Source organism: bacterium SCSIO 12741, from assembly GCA_024398055.1.
In the GTDB taxonomy this organism is placed as follows: Bacteria; Bacteroidota; Bacteroidia; order Flavobacteriales_G; family Salibacteraceae; genus SCSIO-12741.
On record CP073749.1, the window covers coordinates 4,657,218 to 4,675,266 of the forward strand.

The window sequence follows — 18,049 nt, forward strand, 5'->3', positions numbered from 1 at the left end:
AAATTAAAACTAATTGGGGCTAAATCTGTCGTAGAAACGCAGATACTTTTGTTTTTGGCGTAGGAATAAACCGGAAACGAGCCTGTCCTTTGGTTCTCTCCTGCTTGTTCTTTTTAGCCTCTTTGATAGCGGTGTTGTACTTGTCATTGGTAGAAACCGTTTCGAGTACTTCGTTCGAATACGAGAAGTAGTACCAGGTCTGCTTATCAATTTTCAAATAGATCGCAAAAATGTCTCCACTCCTCTTCTTCTTGATCATGATGGTACCGTCGGAAATCTTGTTCACCTGCTGCTTCAAAGAGTTTCCATAACCAATTCCACCTGAAGAAAGGAAGGCCATTTTCTGCGGATTCCAATACAACTTCAGATTCGTAAAGTAGAAGGTCTTCGCCAATTCATCCGGAACCCTTTTCATCTTTCCGGTCAAGGCCACCTCCGAGCGTATCTTCTCCCCTTCCTTTTCACCAATCAAGGTTTTTATTCCGTAGTTGTAGGTGGTGTTGTCGTAGTCTACCCGTTCCAAATCAGGGTCATCCTGAAATTCTTTAGACATATCCTTCAAGGCTTTTTCCTCAAAGAAGAAATTAACCAACAAGGAAGTTTCCAAGGTCACTGAATCGGTCTTAAGGTCATGCTTGATTTTACCTACTGGCCGCGCAGCTATACGTCCCAGCTTAGCTCCGAAGTCATGCTCTCCTTCAAATTGAACAACACACTTCTCCGTGCTCAGGGTCAAGTAGTTACCGGTTAAGGTTGGAATATTTACTTTTTGCTCCGAACCGACTCTAAATTCTTTGCTTTGGTAATTGTAAGCAATTACCCCAGAGGCTGAAGACAGCACCTTATCAGAAGGTTTCTGAGATGCGGCTCCAAACAGGGAATACACGTTGGCCGGTAAACTTCCCATCATTTGTCCCATAAAGATCGCATCACCCGACTCACTTTCAGAGTTGGTATCAACTGGAATCATCACATCTTCCGGGTCGATCGAAGCTACGAATTTGATCCAAGGGCGTTCCAGTTCTTTACACTCGTGATTGATCTGGGTTCCTCCCGCAAATTCAAGAAGTTCCTTACTGGCTTGCAAGGCTACCTCTCCTCTAAATCGGAATTTGGGACTCAAGGTAAAGTCCATTTCTTCCCCAATCTTACCATTGGCCACGGTCTGCACCTGACTGCTGACGTAAATTTCCTGAAAATCAATTACCTGAACGGATTTATTAATGTCTTTGTAATCGTATTTCCCGCTCCCTTTGTATTCGATCTTATTGATGATTTCTAACTCCGCATTGTAAATTTTATGGAAGCGGTTAATCTTGTTGGCAACGATCTGCGCATTGGCCAACTTACGAATTTTGGCTTCCTTATAAATCACCAAACGGTTACTATCCGGAATAATCTCAGCATCAGCTACTTCCACATATTTCACCTCATCAGCGGTAATGATGTCTCGTTTCAGGTCATACTTACAACTACTGGAGTAAAAGAATAAGCTATCCTGTGCGGCTTTATCGTGCTTTTTAATACAAGTCAGCTTCGCCCCTTCAATATCTACCGATCCGGATGCGCCGCTCTCTACCTGTTGTTTCTTGGCCGTCAAGTCCACCATGTCATCATCCATGTGCCAGGTAAACTCATCCATTTTTGCCTTGTATTCGTTTTTGGTAAAGACAATTTCAGAGGCTTCACCATTGGCCCAGAAATGCCCTACCCGATCCTTAAAGCTCACATGGGCCCGCATGTTTTTCGTATCGAATCCTAACTCACCCAGAGACCCTGTTTTCAAAGCAAAATCGGCAGTATCACTGAGGAATTCGTAGAAGCGGAAACGAATCTCATCGGATTCAGTAATGGCCTTATCAAACTCGAAATGTCCTTTTTTGCCCCCCTTACCTGTACCAATCAAACTATCGGGGTTGTAGATCAAGGTTCCAGAGAATTTAGATGACCCATCATACATACCAATGGGATCGGAAATATTGGCCACCGTCATGGTGTCTTCAGCTGGATACCAATGCCAGTTCAGGTCATGCCCCTCTACGGGTGGGTATTCAGGTGGACCTGGATATTGTTCTTCGATCACATAATTCTGGGCAATTCCATTGGCCGAATCCGGAAAGAAGAAAAAGGACTGCGACTCTGTGGTTGAGGTAATGTAATCCAAATAACCATCTCCCTTCAAACCTTCGTGGCTCAAGTGGATGTCGTTGTAGAATGTTCCTCTCCCCTCATAAATAGGCATCCCCTCATCGGGTGTTTTGTTCACAAATCCGAGGGAATAGTCATTCTGTAAGCTCAGCGTTTGGGTAAAGTCTTCAAATACCCCACCCGATTTAAAGGTTCCGTCAAACTGAATCGCCGAATTCTGGAAGTTGTCCAGGCTATCAAATACAAAGGGTTCAAGCTCAAACATAAATCGGTTTCGGTCATATACCCCGCCCAATACTTCGCCTTTGTCATAGTAGGCATAGGATCGATCGAAACTTCGGAATACGGGCCATCGCTTAATCGGTATCTTACCCGATTTGTTGGACGGTTTGTCAATTTCCAATACCCCATTTATCTGTTCAATCACCGTTCGAACCCGCTTCATCTTATGGCGACCATAGGTATCCATTTCTTCGAGCTCTACGTTAATCCTCATGGAATCGATATGGGGCATTCGAATGAGGAAGGAGTCGTATTTAAAGCTAAAATCCCGACCGAATATCTCCAACCGACCGGCTACAACTACCCCTGAAAAATCAAAATCGCGGTTGTGCTTGAGCAGAATCTCACCATTGGTAGGAATCACGAGTACGTTGTGAGAATCAGAAAGGTTAAGCCCTCTAACTCCGTGGAGTTGCATATACAGGGAATCCAGGTTGAAGTCGGCGTTGTTCGATCTTTTGGGTTCGGAGTTAAATTGAATAATGTCATAGTCCACCTTCTTCACACGTGCCAGCACGTAATTGAAGGTTTTGTCCATCACCGTGATTTTATCTTCGTCGTAATCGTAACGAACGAATCCTACGTTGCTCAGGATCATCATCATGGGCTTCACTTGCGAAGCGGGCAATCCCCAACATTGGGCCACATCACTCACCAATAGTTCCCGCGATTGGTAGGTTTCTGAACATTTTTTTAGAATCACCAAGGGATGCTTTCGCCCCAATCCATAGAGTTCGTCAAAACGAAAGGCCTTGTAAAAATCGGTTGACTCGAAGAGCGCTCCCCTATTCGTGTTACCGATCAGAGGCTTCATGTGCATCATGTTTCCATCGATGTTCCACTCCATCACCTCCACGTGCATGTCTACCCCATGGTATTCATTGTAATAAGGTGATTTGGCCCGACCGACGTTGTTTCTAAATAAAACGAGGGTCCGCTTTTCGTTATCAAATTTGAAATTGGTTCCGGGGTGGTAAATGGTATCCCCTTCAAAATAGATGAAGATCTCAGCTGGATCCGCATTAATCTTGTTGGAGCGCATAATAAAACTCTTGGCATAGGCCTCCAAGAAGGGCTTTCCGTTTCGATTGATGGTTATTTTGGCCGGGTTTTCATCGGTACCCGATCCAATAAAGCTGGTTCCCTTTTGCGTAAATCCACCCTGGTAATCCACATTGGGGAAAATGTTTCGAATTTTCAGGTTGTCTTTGTATGATTTAAATCGAGGATATTGCGCCCGATCTTCATTTACATTGGCCAATACTTTATCCTCGAGTTCTCCTAAAAGCTTAGCGTTGCCAAAGTAGATCGTGTTTTTAAACTCCGCCGAGTCCGCATGGTACTGAGAGCGGTCCATCTCAATGCGGTAGTTTTTAATCTTAGCCACCACAGCTTCTTCTTCGAATCCAGCCCGATTCCAGTTCACCGTTCCGCCGTGACCGACCCAAATACTCTGCATTGGGTAGTACTTACCCTCAGTAGCAAATATGTGAGCACTGTCGTTTTTAGCGTAGCAAACCAAGTTACATTCCGGAATATCAACAACAGCCTCACCGGTTTTACCTCCCTCCCACTGAATCTTGAATTCAGAAGTTGAGGAACGCCATTCACTCGCATTGGTTTTATAGAGCGTATTGTTCTTAAAGAGCTCACTACTAAAGAGCAGAAAGTTCTCAAACTTACGCTTGCTTTTGCCCTCAATCAGGTAATCCACGCCCTGGTGCCAGGAATAGAACTGTTCCATATCGTGCCCTGAAGTAACGAAGGCAGACACCGATGACAAGTAAGCATAGAAATCGGGAAAAGGAAGCAAACGACGCTCGTTCATCCGGTCGCAGGTTTCGTAGATTTTGGTCCGAATTTCTTCGTCAAAATACCCGCCAAACCAAACCGGTTCAAATTGCTCCAAGAAGTCTTTGGCATCCTGCTTCCGGGTTTTATCCGAATTCATCATCTTTTCGATGCGGTTAAAGAATTCGGTGGAATCCCTGGGTATGGGCAAACGATCGACCTGGGCCTCTACGGCATTTCCCACCAAAAGCAGGCCCAACAGAATAATTGCGGAATAAAGAATGCGGTTCATCAGAGGCTTTGAGACCTAACGAATCTAATCAACATTTTTGTAAAACGAGATCATCATCCAATTATCTTTCTGATTTTCTTTATCGAAAACCAGCCCCAAATCGGAAGCCCATTGTTTTACATCCTCTTTATCATCAAAAAGCACTCCACTAATTAATAATCGACCTCCGGGAAGCAAACATTTTTCATATTGACCGATATCCTGGCGGATAATGTTCTTGTTGATATTCGCCAAAATGGTGTGGTATTCCTTGCCTTCAATCGAACTCACATCTCCTTGTGCTACTTCAATCGCATCTGTATCCGGATTGGTGTCCACATTTTCGAGAGAATTCTCATAAGCCCAAGAATCAATATCTACAGCAAACACGTGCTTGGCTCCTCTCCAGGCGGCCAAAATGGCCAAAACCCCGGTTCCGGTTCCCATATCCAGCACGGATTGGTTTTCGAAATCCATGCTTAGCATTTCCTGAAGCATTAAAGAAGTAGTAGCGTGATGCCCAGTTCCAAAGGACATTTTCGGCTGAATAACGATATCGTAACGGTACTCCTGATCCAAGGTATGAAAGGGAGCTCGAACGATACATTGATCGGAAATAGTTACCGGATCAAAATTCTTTTCCCACTCTGCATTCCAATTGACCTGTTTAATCGTTTTTACCGAACAACGCACCCCATCAGGCAATTCCAGGGACGTGATCCAACTTTCGTCGTAATCGTCTTCTGGTATATAGGCTACGATCGCTCTTTCTTCTTCCACATAACTCTCGAATGGAACCTCTGTCAATTCAGCGAGCAACCAATCCCCACTTACCTGGTCGGGATCGTATTCGGCCTTAAATTCAATGTAATTCATGGGTTAAAAGGATCTGGCAATGGCAACAAAATCTTCGGCTTTTAGAGAAGCTCCACCAATCAAGCCACCATCAATATCCGGGCAGGCAAATAGCTCTTGAGCATTAGCCGGCTTACAGCTTCCACCGTAAATGAGAGACAAGTTGTTAGCCACGTCGGCACCAAACTCTTCGGTGATCAAACGGCGGATAAAAGCGTGAACTTCCTGAGCTTGTTCCGGAGAAGCCGTTTCTCCTGTACCGATGGCCCAAACGGGTTCGTAAGCCAAAATCATGTTTTCCAATTCGGCCGCATCACGCCCAAATACCACTTGCTCGATCTGTTCGCGAATCACACTTTCCAATTTTCCGGTACGTCGCTCTTCCAACGTTTCACCAATGCAGTAAATCACTTGAATTCCTGCGGCCAGAGCCAAGTCTGTTTTCTTCCTCAGAATAGCGTTTTCTTCGCCAAAAAGAGCGCGTCTTTCACTGTGCCCAACCAAGGTATAACCCGCTCCTAATGAAGCAATCATATCGGCACTCACTTCTCCGGTGAATGCACCTGAGTTTTCGGAGGAAATATTTTGTGCGGATACCTGGAAAGGCGATCCTTTCAACTCTTCAACCGCCAGGGCTATAAAAGGAAAGGAAGGCGATACGCCAATGAGTAAATCTTCGGTGGGTTCTTGGTAGTGCTCTTTCAGGTTTGCGAGGAGAGCTCCGGCTTCCGCCAGATTGTTATTCATTTTCCAGTTTCCAAACAAAACTTTTCTTGCCATAGGTATTGATTTGACGCCAAAAGTAAGACACTCCCCGAGCCAATGAGCCGAAATGGGAATGAAATCATCAGAAGAAACTGTTAATAAGCTTAGGCCTTACGCTTCCCACCTCTAAGCCAGCGGGTTAACCAGGAAAGTCTCTCGGCTTCGGCCTCAGGTTTTTGGAGGTAATCAATTATATCCATTCCATAGGCCTTCAGATCACCATCGGATGATAATAGGGCCGGGAGAATAAACAAGTCTACTGGAGATTCATCTCCGTGGTCCAGGTTTTTCACTTCAACATCCAAACCTTGCTCCACGATTTTTTGGTGCACTTTTTTGCAATCGTGGCAGTTCTCACCTACAAACAAATGGTATTTCATACTCTTTCTTCCCGGGCCAATTCGTTTTCAAATTCACGGGTATCGTGAATAAGGATACTCTTCCTGTCAAAATTGATTAACTCCCGTTCGCGTAGTTCGTTAAGTACAATCGTAACAGTTTGACGCGAGGTTGCTGTTAAATTGGCGATATCCTGGTGGGTGAGATCGTGTTTCAATTTTTGGCCATAGCCAATCTTCGCTCCACGCTCCATAGCATTGTTGAAGATAAACTCGAGAATACGCTGGCGGGCATCTTTAAAAACCAAGGATTCAAGGCGACGCTCTACCTTAAGTAAACGATCGCCGATGGTCTTAGTCACTTCGAAGTTGAGCTTCGGGTTACTCATTAGCATTTCTTTCATCTCCTCTACTCCAATAGCACAGAAGCGAACATCACTGGTTAATGCCTGAGCAAAGTCCTTTCGATTTTCCTCACCCATAATGGCCAATTCTCCAAAAATTTCACCCGGTTCAAGAATCGCTTTGATGATTTCTTTTCCGTCATCCGAATAACTTCCAATTTTCACTTTCCCTTGTTTTAAAAGGAAAACCACCTTGGAGGGATCATCCGGAAAATAGATGTACTTCCCCTTAGCCATGCTGCGCATGCTGGTCAATTCGTCTATACGGTTAAGGTCTTCTGGGGTGAGGTCCCGGAAGATGTTAATCTGTTCCAGATACCAGAGTTTACTTTCGTTTGCCGCCATACAACTTCTTTGAAAATCTAATTTAGCTAATATTCCAAAGCAAAAAGAGCGTTTTCCTGAGGTGATTATCGAGCGGAGGCCAACATAGATCGAAATGTTAACTCCATTTTGAACCACTATCCCCCCAGATTCGTGCTTCCTAATTTGCGCTTACTTCCTTAACGTGCGAATTGGGCAAGGGGCTGGCTATTCGGGCATTTTTTTTTCAATCTTTCTCGGCCAATGGAAATAACCCTTTGAATACAAGCTATATGGTACACTCATTTTCATTCGTAAAAAACGTTTTATTTCCTTACTCGCATTAATCGGTTTGAATAATTTTGAGGATCAAACTAATTAGATCCATGAAAACCTTTTATACCCTCTGCTTACTACTCGCAACCACCGGACTATTTGCTCAAAAGAATTTGTACGTTGCCAAATCAGGCAAGCAATATGGCTACATCAATGAACACTGTGAATGGGTGGTTAAGCCGGAATACGATCGAGTTTTTAAAATGGATGGCAACGTAGGTGTTGTTATGAAATCAGATCGCCATGGATTGATCAACCGATCGGGGGAACTCGTATTGGCGGTAGAGCATGATTACCTGAAAGCCGGAGGAGGCATGGTCATGTTTCGCAAAAACGAAAAGTTTGGCTATTACAGTCCTGAGGGTGAAGAAATGATTGCGGCCAAATACGTCAAGGCCAAACCTTTTAAGGAAGATCGAGCCATGGTGCTTAAGGGCACGGAATGGATTTATGTAGATAAAGAAGGAAATGAATATTCCGTAGGTAGCAACATGAAGCTGCACAACTTTTCGGAAGGATACGGATTGGTATTGGACAAAACCAAAGGCAAATTCGGTTATGTAAATGATCAGGGAGAATGGACTATCGAGGCTCAATACGATAAAGCCAAAGACTTTCATGAAGGATTTGCCCGCGTATTAGTGGGAGATAAATGGGGCTACATTCGTCAAAATGGCGAGTGGCTGGTTGAACCTAAATACGGCAACACCTTTGACTTTCAGGAAAAACATGCCCGCGTTTTGACCGATAATGGATACACCTTCTTGAAAGCAGACGGAACCGAACTAAACTTAGGCAAAGTAGACAAGGTTCACGATTTCACAGAAGGAGTAGCCCGGGTGATTGTGGGCAAAAAAGTAGGATTGATCGATGGAGATGGAAACTGGTTGGCTGAACCACAGTTTGAATCTGTTAAGCCTATGGTAAGAGGCTATATTCCTGCAGCCCAAAAAGGCAAATGGGGATTCATCAACAGCAAAGGAGAGTGGATTATCCAACCCGCCTATGCTCACGTAGCCTACCCTTCTCAAGGAATGGTTCCCGTGATGTTCAAAAAACTCTGGGGCTTTGTGGATGAATCAGGAAACATTGTGATTGAGCCTGCTTATGACAACTTGTTTGAGTTACCTCCTATGGGAATTGCGTCCTACAACGTGTTAAAGCAGCCGCTGTACCAAAATGGTATTGCCAGAGCCAAATCCAAAAAACAATGGAATCTGATTGACACCCAAGGACAACAAGTCTGTTCTGAGCCATTGGATTACATTGGGGTTACCATGATCGAGGATTAATTCGAATTCAACGTGTTTATTCTTCAGGAGATTTTAACTCCTTAAAAAAGAAAATCAACAACACATAGGGAGGAACTGCCAAAAGTGACAAAAGCGGTAAAGTTTCTAAGTACCCTTCTCCACTGGAATCTATAACCAAATAGAAATAGTAGAGTAAGGCTACACCCAAAACGGAGATTACCATATTGGCAATATTAATCCAGGCATAGGAACGTAGCCATGAATAGGCACGTAACTGGCCTTTCCAATTCGATTTTCTAAGAACAAAAATCACCCAGAAAAAAGTCAAAATCAGGAGAATAAATCCGATACCAGTTTTAATCCAGGAAACTCCTTCAATCTCCATGGGAAGGGCCAGGATTTCATCCAGGTAGTTAAGAGCCTCAAAAACCAGCAATGCCAGGGTCAAGTCTCCTGCCCATTTCATATGGTAGAAGCGAAAGTAGCGCACCAACTCCCATGACACCATAACGGCAGAAACCAACACTGGAATAAACAAAAAACTCTTCGCTCCTCGATTCAGATTGAAAACTGAGTCCAATGCCGGAGCGAAGGATTGCGAAAGGGAATAGACAATACCAACCGATAAGGCGAGATACAGCAAGTTGGCTTTTCCAGGTCGAATGGTATAGCCCTTTTTCTCCGATTGGTAGATTTCGTCGTCCAGCGTTTCCACATTTACGAATGTACATTACCGAGCTGAATATCCTTCGAATCATTGCGCTGTGAATCGTTAAATAACCTTCAAACCAAGATATTAGCAAAACCTCGGCTACCCCTGGATTGAATGAGCTGGCGGAGCCCAATTTTCATTTGTATACTTGCATGCTGAACACGGTACAATTCATACCTTTATCCCATGAAATTACAGAACTACGTTTTAGGCCAATGGCAGGCTGGTAGCGGCGATGGAAAAGCCCTACACCATGCGATTACAGGCGCCACTATAGCAACAGCGAGCAGCGAAGGACTTCAATTTGGTGAAATTTTGGACTACGGTCGTAGAACCGGAGGACCAAGTCTTCGCAAAATGACCTTTCAGGAACGCGGACGTATGTTGAAGGCCCTGGCCCTTTACCTGTTTGAAAGAAAAGCAAAATACTACGAGTTGAGTTGGGCTACCGGAGCCACTAAAATGGACTCGTGGATCGATATTGAAGGTGGAATCGGCAACTTGTTTGCCTACGCCAGTTTAAGAAGACAATTTCCTGACCTCCCCTACTATGTGGATGGGGAAATGGCCCCATTGAGTAAGGGTGGTTCATTTATTGGGCACCACATTCAGGTTCCTAAACAAGGAGTTGCCTTACACATTAACGCCTACAATTTCCCGGTATGGGGAATGTTGGAAAAAGTGGCGGTAAACTGGTTAGCTGGTGTACCGGCTGTTGTTAAGCCCGCTACCATTACTTCTTTCCTAACCGAGTTGGTTGTAAAAGACATCATCGAATCGGGTATTTTACCCGAAGGATCACTTCAATTGATTTGTGGTTCAGCCCATGGCATTATCGATCATGTAGAAAGTCAGGACGTTGTGACCTTTACCGGTTCGGCCAGTACTGGAAAAATGCTGAAGAGCAACCCACGACTGATCGATCAGGCAGTACCTTTTAATATGGAAGCAGATTCATTAAACTGTTCCGTATTGGGAGAAGATGCTGTACCAGGCACTCCTGAGTTCGACATCTTCATCAAAGAAGTACGCAAAGAAATGACCGTAAAGGCTGGACAAAAATGTACCGCCATTCGCCGGATCATCGTTCCTGAAAACCTAATCGAAGACGTTCAAATCGCTTTGGGTAAATCATTGGCCAAAACTGTAGTGGGTGATCCTCAATCAGAAGGCGTGAGAATGGGTGCCTTGGCCGGTAAATCTCAAGTAGCCGAGGTTGCTGACAAAATCAAGCAGCTTGCAGACTCGCAGGAAATCGTGTACGGGGACTTGGACAATTTTGAAGTGACCGGTGCTGATCGGGACAAAGGAGCCTTCCTGGCCCCTATCCTTTTCCGCAACGACGATCCATTCCACAAAACGGACTGCCACAACCTGGAAGCTTTCGGTCCTGTATCAACTCTGATTCCTTACAAAAACCTGGATGAAGCCATCGATTTGGCCAAGATGGGTAAAGGATCTTTGGTTACCTCCATCACTACGGGTAACGACGACATTGCTCGAGACTTTACTTTAGGTGCTGCCTGCTTACACGGACGTGTTCTGATTTTGAATGAAGACTGTGCTAAAGAAAGTACAGGTCACGGTTCTCCAATGCCACTATTGGTGCATGGTGGTCCAGGTAGAGCTGGTGGTGGTGAAGAAATGGGTGGAAAGCGAGGCGTTTTCCATTACATGCAACGTACCGCTATTCAGGGAAGCCCTACTACCCTATCACACATTACGCAACAGTTTCAGGTGGGAGCCAAATTCAAAGATCCCGGAAAACACGTTTTCCGCAAGCACTTTGAAGAACTGGAAGTTGGAGAAACCGTTATTACCCATAAACGGACGATTACCGAAGGCGACATTGTGAACTTTGCCAATGTTAGCTGGGATCACTTCTATGCCCATACCGATACAACCTCTTTAGAAGGAACCATTTTTGAGGAGCGTGTAGCTCACGGATACTTTATACTATCCGCAGCTGCTGGTCTTTTTGTGGATCCAGGTAAGGGGCCCGTTCTGTTGAACTACGGATTGGAAGAATGTCGTTTTGTTAAACCTGTCTACGCCGGAGCTACTATTGGTGTAAACTTTACCGTAAAGGAAAAGGTAGATCAGGAAAAACGAAGCGAAGAAGATATCGCCAAGGGTATTGTTAAGTTCCTGGTAGAAGTTTACGATGAAACAGGTGAAACCGTAGCCATTGCTACCATTCTTACCATGATCAAAAAACTGGATCAAAGCGCCTAAGTAATTAAGGAGGATGGAAACCTGCCAGAATTGCGGAGCTGAAAACCCGGGTAGATACTGTTCGGTATGTGGCCAAAAGGTCCTTCCCAGAATCACCTTGAAGTATATCATAGATAATACTTCGGGGCATATTCTGAGTTATGACAACAGTTTTTTACATACCGTTTTTGCTCTCATTATTCGGCCAGGCGTTGTTTTGACAGAGTTTATGGAGGGCAAACGAGCCCACTATTTTGAGCCCTTCAAATTTCTCCTGCTTACGATCACCCTTACTTCTATTGCCTTTATAGGATTACCGGGAATGGACAGTATTTGGGACATACAAGCGCAACAGGCCGGTCCTTCGATTAATATTAATGGCAACGAGGCTGGAAAGCTGTTTCAAAAAATGTTGAGGCAGTATTTTACCATCTTCCTCTTTTTAACAATTCCTACCGGAGCAATAATTAATTCGTTGTTGTTCCGAAAATTGAAATACAACCTGGCCGAGCACCTGGTTGTAATCACCTACATCACGGGAATCACCAATTTGATAAACATCCCGATGTATTTGCTCACTTTTCTCGACAGGAAAATATTCATGATCACCGCCATCGTTTGGAGCACGTTTCCTTATATCTATTCCTTATGGTACTACATTAAGGTATACAAGGAGAATGTTTTTGTGAGTTTGATCAAAATCATTCTTGCCTCAACGATAAACTTGATCATATATGCCTTTACATTGGGAGGAATGTTCCTGTTGTACTACAAATTTTTTAAGTAACTATTAGACAAATATGACTGCTATTACAGAACAAGGATATGTGGAACAATCGATCGTAGAAGGGATCGCCACGGTTGAGTTTTTTCACCCGATGAGTAACTCCCTTCCGGGAAAGATTTTGGCCAAACTTGCTCAAACTATTACCGAGTTGGGTCAACAGGATGATGTGAAAGTAATTGTTTTGAAATCAGCTGGTGATCGTGCTTTTTGCGCCGGTGCCTCTTTCGATGAATTGATTTCTATTCAGGATTTCGAAACGGGTAAAACCTTTTTCTCGGGTTTTGCCAATGTGATTAATGCAGCTCGTAAATGCCCTAAATTCATCATTGGACGGGTTCAGGGTAAGGCCGTTGGTGGTGGTGTTGGAATGGCAAGTGCCGTAGACTACTGCTATGCGACCAAACATGCCGCAGTTAAATTGTCTGAATTAGCAGTTGGAATTGGGCCCTTTGTGGTTGGACCCGCTGTGGAACGTAAAGTAGGTACCTCTGCCATGAGTATGATGGCCATTGATGCTACCACCTGGTACAGCGCCGAATGGGCCAAGGAAAAAGGGCTGTATGGCGAGATTTTCGAAACGGCAGAAGAAATGGATGAAGCCATTGACACGCTGGCTCAGAAATTGGCCAAGAGTAACCCTGAAGCCATGCAATTGCTCAAAGGTGTATTTTGGGAAGGAACCGAACACTGGGACGACCTACTTATGGAGCGTGCTGCAATGAGTGGAAAATTGGTCCTTTCTGATTTTACGGTTAACGCCATCAATTCCTTCAAAAAGAAATAAGCTTAGTCCTTTAGCTATGGAAAGAATATTAATGGTTTGCCTGGGAAACATTTGCCGTTCTCCCTTGGCAGAAGGCGTGATGCGTCACAAAATTGAAGAACGTGGTTTGGATGCCGAAGTAGATTCAGCGGGAACTGCAGCCTATCATGTAGGAGAACATCCCGATCCCAGAAGCATTGCCAGTGGTAAATCGCACGGCATTGATATTTCATCCCTTCGTGGCCGCCAGTTTCAGGTAGAAGATTTTGATCGCTTCGACCGGATATATGTGATGGACAAAAGCAATTATGCCAATGTATTGGCCATGGCTCGGGGCGAGGATGACAAATCGAAAGTAGATTTATTGCTGAACGAAAGGAACCCAGATTCTTTTGAAGAAGTACCCGATCCCTATTGGGGCGGCGAACAGGGCTTTGAAAACGTGTATCAGATGATCAACGAGGCCTGCGACAATATTGCTGACAAAATCAGCTAAATTCAGGACTTTTTGGTGCTATATCTAAAGGGCAGATAAAGCAGACATACCCGGGAAAGAGAAGTAAAGGTAAATACGGCGGCTAAGATCACCAGGGTCTGGCCCATGGTACCAATTACCACATTTCCAAAATACAAGGCTGCCAATATCACGGCAATCATCAATCTCACCAAGCGGTCCGCACTACTCATATTCGACTTCATGCCGCAAAATTATAGGGTTTAAAGAGTGTGAACGTTACCGCTTGTACCGTTGTTGTGTACTTGATCGAAATTATTGAACACTGATCAGTTTCACCTCATAAATCACTGTAGTATAAGGTGGAACGATGCCCGTGGAAGAGCCTTCTTGACCAAATGCAAGGTAATAGGGAATAATTAAACGAACCTCTTCCCCCTTTCGCATCTGATGCAAGGCAATTTCAATTCCCCGGATGACCTGATCAGGTTTTCCCAACTGAAAATCCAAAGCTTTGTAAGATGCCCAACTATCGTCGAACAGCGTACCATCGAGGAAGTAGCCCTTGTAGGCTATTCGAACCTGTTGGCCACTTTGTGCCCGATTACCTTTCCCAGGCTTAATAGGTAGGATATAGACATCTTGAACGTGATTCTCCGATGAAATTTCCTCTTCTTTAAGGTAGGCCATCATAACCTTCATTTCTTCCATTTCCGGATCAGGGCCAGTAAGGTGCTGCTTACCTGCCGGAGGAATCAGTTTATTGAGTTGAATCGAAACCTTAGCCCTCCCCTCTTTTGGCAAGTTCTCCAGACCGAGAAGATCAGATAAAGAGGTATTTTCTGTGGGAAACAAAAAAGTTGCTGAATCACCCTCGTGAAGGAGACTTAGCGCTTCGCCTAATCCTCCACCGGAATTTTTGATCAGGGTTAAGTCTAACAGGTCTCCTGTTTGCATCCGGTTGTCGTATACTACAGAATCTGATTCCGTTAAAACCAACAACTGCGCATAAACCCGATCGCCAGGTTGCGCTTTACGTTCACCATCTCCTGGATAGTGCAACTTGTAGTACACGCCGCTGTCCGTAACGGAATAGCCATCCCATCGAAGGGGATCACAAGAAGTCAGACTTAAGGCCAAAAAAAGGCCCAACAAAAATCGAAAGATCATGACTTGCTAACTATTCGAATGTCGTAGATAAGGGTTGATCGCGGAGGAATTTTATTCATGTCGCCTGCTAAGCCATGAGCCAAGTGTGGAGGTAAAATGAACCGCGCCCGATCTCCTACTTTGAGGTAGGTCACACCTTCATGCAACCCAGATTCCACTTGATCCATTCCTACTTTAAAATGCTCGGGTTTATTTTCATCACTTGAATAGCACACCGTGCCGTCCAACAAACTAATCTCATAATTAACGGCAATCACATCTCCGGTGCGAACAGAATCACCCGTACCCTCTTCCATGATCCAATACCTCAATCCGGTACCTGAGGATTTCATGGGCCAGTTGCGGCGACTAATGAAAGCTTCAATGCGCTGATTCTCCTGTACCACAATATCCTTATTTCGATCAATCAACTCTTCCTTCCCCAAGTTTTTTGGCTTCGAGGAATCTTCTGACTGCTTCCCCTCACAGGAAAAAAGTGAGGTTAACACCACCGCCCAAACAACAACAAGACCGTATTTCATTCCGTCTACTAAATAGATGTTTTCAAAAGTAAGCTCTCTGACAGAAAATAGTATTTTTTGCATCGAATAATACTGATACCTATGCATTTTTCCAGGCTTTTTCTAATTGCGTTGTTAATTCCAGGTCTTCAAGCCTGGAGCCAAAAAGCTTCTCTCGAATCGATCAATAAGTCCATCAATTCTCCCAACGGTGGAATGAAACAAGTAAAGCAGTTGATTTACCTGGAAATGGAGTATCCTTTGGAGGATATCAAAACCGAAACCGATGGAGATGTGGTGATTGAATACAAATTACCCGTCGATGGCATTCCTACAGATGTCAAGGTCAGTTCGTCTCCAAGCCCTACCCTGGCAGCTGAAGGTATGCGCCTATTCAAAAAAATCTGCTTTTCAGAAAATTCGAGAAGGGTCAACTGGTCATCCCAATCGGAGAAAATGGTTTTCAATTTCAATCGAAAAAACTGGGTGAAGGTCTACACCAAACGGGGCTACCAGGAGATCATGTACATTCATGAACCGATTGATAGCACTGAAACGCTGTACAAGTATCAAACCTTGGAAACCAAGCCCTACCCGATGTACGAGAAGAATGAAAACTACCGGGATTACCTACACTACATTTCGGCAAAATTGGAATATCCCCAAGAAGCCTTGAAGTTGGGTATCAAAGGACAAGTGATCGTCTCTTTCGTCATTGAGCAAAGTGGTAACTTAACCAACATTAAGGTGGAACAAACGCTCCCGGCAGGATGTACAGAAGAAGCACTGCGGTTAATCAAGTCGCTGCGCTGGTATCCTGCCGTAGTAGATGATACAGCCGTGAGAACCTACATGATCTCCAGCATTGGATTTGGCACCAGTTCAAGTACCTACCACGAAGTATTTAATCAAGGGACTTCGGGCCGTTAATGCGGTAGTAAACGGCAGTATGTAAGCCAGGAACTTCATTTTCTTTCCAGAAGCTCATTCCAATTTTTTCCAGTACCCGAATGGAGGCTTCGTTTTCTTTCATCGATCTTCCAACGATATAAGCAAGTCGCTTTTCGTTTAACCCCCAATCCAAACACGCCTTGGCTGCCTCAGTGGCATAGCCGCAATTCCAGTGTTTTCTAAAGAATCGAAAGCCAATATCCACCTCATCTTCCTCATTGCGCTTCAAACCGCACCATCCAATAGGCTCTCCCGTGGAACGAAGAACTACAGCCCACCTTCCAAAACCGTGATTTTGATATTCCTGATACCCTCCCAAAAAGGATTGAGCCGCCTCTAAGTTTTCAAAAGGCTGGTCGCCCGTGTATTTGAGTACCTCGGCGTCTTGGTTCAACTCGGCAAACCAAGTTGCATCCTGGAGTTCAAGTTGCTTAAAAGCCAATCTCTTAGTGGGATTTGGAATGGAAGACATCACTTCTATGGATTTTGGTTTAAAGTAGATTTCGGTTTAAGACCAATCCGAACCCAGATCTGAATGTATTGATTGGGTGGCGGAAATCGAATTTCACGGGTAACAATTCCCCGAGCAAAATTTGCTGCGACTTTCAATTGGTTTTCATCTTCAAAACTTATGGCCTCCTCATTGATCATTCGTAGGGTGCCATCGGGATCAATATTGAGCAAATATTCCACATGCCCCTTCATAATCAAATTGGGGTCTTTTTTCCATTCCTCCTCGTATACCTGAGTAACGATTTTAACCACCCCCCAAAGTCCAAGTCTGGAGTCTTCGTTTTTTTGATACCCTTCGGTCAGGCGAAAATCCTGAACATAAACCGTTTGAGAATCTCCCACCTGAAGATTCAAACTCAAGGGTGTTCTTATGGGTTCCGCTGGCTCTTCCTCGTACTCCTCGTCCACATATTCGTATTCCTCATCATACTCGGCATCAGAATCATTACAGGAAACGAATAAACATCCTGAGAGAAAAACCACGCCCAAAATCAAGGAAAACTTACTTACAAAACTGCCTGTCTTCATATCTGCTCAAAAATCGGAAAATTGGACCAACCTCAAAAGGAAGATTTGATCAAGCCAGTGCTCCTGTTTGCAAAGAACTTAATCTAGCTTATCTCTTCTCTTCTTTAAACGAATACCGATAGGCAATTAATACCGAGAGGGAGCAGAAAACAAGGTCTAACGGATGGATCACGGGCATCATCCAATCCAATAAGGGATCAGCAGGAAAAAAGGAAAAGGCTTCGAGAAAGGATATCTTGTTTTGTTCCGCAAATCGATCAATGGCTCTCAAATGGATTGCAAAAAGACAACAAGCCAGTTGACAAAGCACTCCTACCCATCCGAATAAGGGACTCACCCCCTTTCCTGCCAAGTGCACGAAAAAGGCCAAAAGCAGGGACACCGGTATGGCAATAAAACTCAAGTGACTCCCTGCATAAAAAGACAAGAAAAACCACCCTAAACCCATGCTGATGGCGGACAATGCTCCGGCCACCAAAGCTAAGGGAAGGTTTTGTTCGCGTAGTTTCTGTTGGCGATCCTTTCCCGTGTGCATAGGGGAAGGATCAGAATGGCTCGATTCCTTCAACCGTTTTCAATTTGGCTTCACTACAAACGCTGCACGGAATAATTTTGGAACGGTTTCCCTCTAACCGCATCCAATCCCTTCTACCCTCGCGTATGAAGAATTACAAAAAAGAGGGTGCAAAATAGCACAAAGCCAAATCCATG

Annotated in this window: 18 protein-coding genes; 6 read left to right on the plus strand and 12 right to left on the minus strand. The window is 44.4% G+C overall.

Translation table 11 applies throughout. The features are described 5' to 3' along the window. Positions 1 to 19: 19 nt before the first annotated feature. The 5 genes from KFE98_19805 to KFE98_19825 all read right to left on the minus strand — a co-directional run bounded on the left by KFE98_19805 (position 20) and on the right by KFE98_19825 (position 7,199). Entirely contained in the window at positions 20 to 4,513 is a 4,494-nt protein-coding gene (locus tag KFE98_19805) for a hypothetical protein (protein UTW62222.1), read from the minus strand. 24 nt (positions 4,514 to 4,537) lie between these two features. After that, the gene (gene prmA, locus KFE98_19810; protein UTW62223.1) at positions 4,538 to 5,368 is read right to left on the minus strand and encodes a 50S ribosomal protein L11 methyltransferase; all 831 of its coding nucleotides are present in this window, start codon (positions 5,366 to 5,368) and stop codon (positions 4,538 to 4,540) included. A gap of 3 nt (positions 5,369 to 5,371) precedes the next feature. After that, positions 5,372 to 6,127 carry a triose-phosphate isomerase gene (tpiA, locus tag KFE98_19815; protein UTW62224.1) on the minus strand — a complete coding sequence of 252 codons (756 nt, stop codon included), beginning with the start codon at positions 6,125 to 6,127 and terminating at the stop codon, positions 5,372 to 5,374. A gap of 89 nt (positions 6,128 to 6,216) precedes the next feature. After that, positions 6,217 to 6,492: a hypothetical protein gene (locus KFE98_19820; GenBank protein ID UTW62225.1), complete on the minus strand. Its 276-nt coding sequence runs from the start codon at positions 6,490 to 6,492 to the stop codon at positions 6,217 to 6,219. After that, positions 6,489 to 7,199, minus strand: a complete 711-nt coding sequence (locus tag KFE98_19825) for a Crp/Fnr family transcriptional regulator (protein UTW62226.1) — start codon at positions 7,197 to 7,199, stop codon at positions 6,489 to 6,491. The genes KFE98_19820 and KFE98_19825 overlap by 4 nt, the downstream gene beginning before the upstream one ends. Before the next feature lie 344 nt (positions 7,200 to 7,543). On the opposite strand from KFE98_19825, the gene KFE98_19830 reads away from it, so the two are divergent. Beyond that, the gene (locus KFE98_19830) at positions 7,544 to 8,785 is read left to right on the plus strand and encodes a WG repeat-containing protein (GenBank protein ID UTW62227.1); all 1,242 of its coding nucleotides are present in this window, start codon (positions 7,544 to 7,546) and stop codon (positions 8,783 to 8,785) included. A gap of 16 nt (positions 8,786 to 8,801) precedes the next feature. On the opposite strand, the gene KFE98_19835 is transcribed toward KFE98_19830, so the two are convergent. Next, positions 8,802 to 9,461, minus strand: a complete 660-nt coding sequence (locus tag KFE98_19835; GenBank protein ID UTW62228.1) for a hypothetical protein — start codon at positions 9,459 to 9,461, stop codon at positions 8,802 to 8,804. A gap of 183 nt (positions 9,462 to 9,644) precedes the next feature. Between KFE98_19835 and paaZ the strand changes: the two genes are divergently transcribed. The 4 genes from paaZ to KFE98_19855 are packed head-to-tail and all read left to right on the plus strand — an operon-like array spanning position 9,645 to position 13,718. Next, on the plus strand, positions 9,645 to 11,693 hold the full coding sequence (gene paaZ / locus KFE98_19840) for a phenylacetic acid degradation bifunctional protein PaaZ (protein ID UTW62229.1): 2,049 nt from the start codon (positions 9,645 to 9,647) through the stop codon (positions 11,691 to 11,693). 13 nt (positions 11,694 to 11,706) lie between these two features. Continuing rightward, entirely contained in the window at positions 11,707 to 12,459 is a 753-nt protein-coding gene (locus KFE98_19845; GenBank protein UTW62230.1) for a DUF3667 domain-containing protein, read from the plus strand. A gap of 13 nt (positions 12,460 to 12,472) precedes the next feature. Then, complete coding sequence (locus KFE98_19850) at positions 12,473 to 13,243, plus strand: enoyl-CoA hydratase/isomerase family protein (protein UTW62231.1); 771 nt, start codon at positions 12,473 to 12,475, stop codon at positions 13,241 to 13,243. A gap of 16 nt (positions 13,244 to 13,259) precedes the next feature. Further along, positions 13,260 to 13,718: a low molecular weight phosphotyrosine protein phosphatase gene (locus KFE98_19855; protein UTW62232.1), complete on the plus strand. Its 459-nt coding sequence runs from the start codon at positions 13,260 to 13,262 to the stop codon at positions 13,716 to 13,718. A gap of 2 nt (positions 13,719 to 13,720) precedes the next feature. On the opposite strand, the gene KFE98_19860 is transcribed toward KFE98_19855, so the two are convergent. From KFE98_19860 to KFE98_19870, 3 genes are all read right to left on the minus strand, one after another. Continuing rightward, the gene (locus KFE98_19860) at positions 13,721 to 13,921 is read right to left on the minus strand and encodes a DUF2892 domain-containing protein (protein ID UTW62233.1); all 201 of its coding nucleotides are present in this window, start codon (positions 13,919 to 13,921) and stop codon (positions 13,721 to 13,723) included. Positions 13,922 to 13,991: 70 nt separating this feature from the next. Next, on the minus strand, positions 13,992 to 14,846 hold the full coding sequence (locus KFE98_19865) for an FKBP-type peptidyl-prolyl cis-trans isomerase (protein ID UTW62234.1): 855 nt from the start codon (positions 14,844 to 14,846) through the stop codon (positions 13,992 to 13,994). After that, positions 14,843 to 15,367, minus strand: coding sequence for an FKBP-type peptidyl-prolyl cis-trans isomerase (locus KFE98_19870; GenBank protein UTW62235.1), 525 nt, complete (start codon positions 15,365 to 15,367; stop codon positions 14,843 to 14,845). The genes KFE98_19865 and KFE98_19870 overlap by 4 nt, the downstream gene beginning before the upstream one ends. An 81-nt stretch (positions 15,368 to 15,448) precedes the next feature. Here KFE98_19870 and KFE98_19875 point away from each other — a divergent pair, with 81 nt between their 5' ends. Next, a complete protein-coding gene (locus KFE98_19875) occupies positions 15,449 to 16,276 on the plus strand; it encodes a TonB family protein (protein ID UTW62236.1) in 828 nt (275 codons plus the stop codon). On the opposite strand, the gene KFE98_19880 is transcribed toward KFE98_19875, so the two are convergent. From KFE98_19880 to KFE98_19890, 3 genes are all read right to left on the minus strand, one after another. Next, the gene (locus KFE98_19880) at positions 16,251 to 16,769 is read right to left on the minus strand and encodes a GNAT family N-acetyltransferase (protein ID UTW62237.1); all 519 of its coding nucleotides are present in this window, start codon (positions 16,767 to 16,769) and stop codon (positions 16,251 to 16,253) included. The two genes, KFE98_19875 and KFE98_19880, sit on opposite strands and share 26 nt — an antisense overlap. Positions 16,770 to 16,774: 5 nt before the next feature. After that, positions 16,775 to 17,338, minus strand: coding sequence for a hypothetical protein (locus KFE98_19885; GenBank protein UTW62238.1), 564 nt, complete (start codon positions 17,336 to 17,338; stop codon positions 16,775 to 16,777). 88 nt (positions 17,339 to 17,426) lie between these two features. Then, the gene (locus KFE98_19890) at positions 17,427 to 17,873 is read right to left on the minus strand and encodes a hypothetical protein (GenBank protein ID UTW62239.1); all 447 of its coding nucleotides are present in this window, start codon (positions 17,871 to 17,873) and stop codon (positions 17,427 to 17,429) included. Between the last annotated feature and the right edge of the window lie 176 nt (positions 17,874 to 18,049).

Bases quoted from the DNA above. Each gene is read 5' to 3' on its own strand.
- KFE98_19805 (UTW62222.1), bottom strand. From the start codon at position 4,513: ATGAACCGCATTCTTTATTCCGCAATTATTCTGTTGGGCCTGCTTTTG.
- prmA (UTW62223.1), bottom strand. From the start codon at position 5,368: ATGAATTACATTGAATTTAAGGCCGAATACGATCCCGACCAGGTAAGT.
- tpiA (UTW62224.1), bottom strand. From the start codon at position 6,127: ATGGCAAGAAAAGTTTTGTTTGGAAACTGGAAAATGAATAACAATCTG.
- KFE98_19820 (UTW62225.1), bottom strand. From the start codon at position 6,492: ATGAAATACCATTTGTTTGTAGGTGAGAACTGCCACGATTGCAAAAAA.
- KFE98_19825 (UTW62226.1), bottom strand. From the start codon at position 7,199: ATGGCGGCAAACGAAAGTAAACTCTGGTATCTGGAACAGATTAACATC.
- KFE98_19830 (UTW62227.1), top strand. From the start codon at position 7,544: ATGAAAACCTTTTATACCCTCTGCTTACTACTCGCAACCACCGGACTA.
- paaZ (UTW62229.1), top strand. From the start codon at position 9,645: ATGAAATTACAGAACTACGTTTTAGGCCAATGGCAGGCTGGTAGCGGC.
- KFE98_19845 (UTW62230.1), top strand. From the start codon at position 11,707: ATGGAAACCTGCCAGAATTGCGGAGCTGAAAACCCGGGTAGATACTGT.
- KFE98_19850 (UTW62231.1), top strand. From the start codon at position 12,473: ATGACTGCTATTACAGAACAAGGATATGTGGAACAATCGATCGTAGAA.
- KFE98_19855 (UTW62232.1), top strand. From the start codon at position 13,260: ATGGAAAGAATATTAATGGTTTGCCTGGGAAACATTTGCCGTTCTCCC.
- KFE98_19860 (UTW62233.1), bottom strand. From the start codon at position 13,921: ATGAAGTCGAATATGAGTAGTGCGGACCGCTTGGTGAGATTGATGATT.
- KFE98_19865 (UTW62234.1), bottom strand. From the start codon at position 14,846: ATGATCTTTCGATTTTTGTTGGGCCTTTTTTTGGCCTTAAGTCTGACT.
- KFE98_19870 (UTW62235.1), bottom strand. From the start codon at position 15,367: ATGAAATACGGTCTTGTTGTTGTTTGGGCGGTGGTGTTAACCTCACTT.
- KFE98_19875 (UTW62236.1), top strand. From the start codon at position 15,449: ATGCATTTTTCCAGGCTTTTTCTAATTGCGTTGTTAATTCCAGGTCTT.
- KFE98_19880 (UTW62237.1), bottom strand. From the start codon at position 16,769: ATGTCTTCCATTCCAAATCCCACTAAGAGATTGGCTTTTAAGCAACTT.
- KFE98_19885 (UTW62238.1), bottom strand. From the start codon at position 17,338: ATGAAGACAGGCAGTTTTGTAAGTAAGTTTTCCTTGATTTTGGGCGTG.
- KFE98_19890 (UTW62239.1), bottom strand. From the start codon at position 17,873: ATGCACACGGGAAAGGATCGCCAACAGAAACTACGCGAACAAAACCTT.